The 329-nt window shown below is 37.1% G+C and carries 1 protein-coding gene; it reads right to left on the bottom strand.

All coding sequences use genetic code 11. The features are described 5' to 3' along the window. Nucleotides 1-241: hypothetical protein (locus NE473_RS30725; RefSeq protein ID WP_256265608.1), on the bottom strand; the 241-nt coding region annotated here is incomplete at its 3' end. Between the last annotated feature and the right edge of the window lie 88 nt (nt 242-329).

The raw sequence follows: 329 nt of genomic DNA, 5'->3' as shown, positions 1-329 counted from the left end.
GAAGGAATCCACCTGCAAAGGCAAAGAACCAGATCCCCACAAGCATTGCAATGTATAATTGAAATGTCATAAAATTCCACTGGGATTTTTCTGTGACACCAAGAAATGCCAGCATAATTGAAAAGCTTGCCAGCCAGCCAAAAAGATTAGAAATATCGGCTGCATAATACTGAATAATAATCATAACTGCAACAACTACAACTAATATAATGGGAACATATACCAATGAATTTCCTGGCATAATGTCAAACAGCCAGTTTGTAAAATATCAAAATATTGCGCCGAAGGTAAAACCTGCCGTCATCTGTACATATTCCTTCCGTGTTTTT

Origin of the sequence: Hungatella sp. SL.1.14, assembly GCF_024460495.1 — a bacterium.
In the GTDB taxonomy this organism is placed as follows: Bacteria; Bacillota; Clostridia; order Lachnospirales; family Lachnospiraceae; genus Hungatella; species Hungatella hathewayi.
The sequence above is the reverse complement of the archived record's forward strand: the minus strand, read 5'-3'. Positions and strand labels throughout refer to the sequence as shown.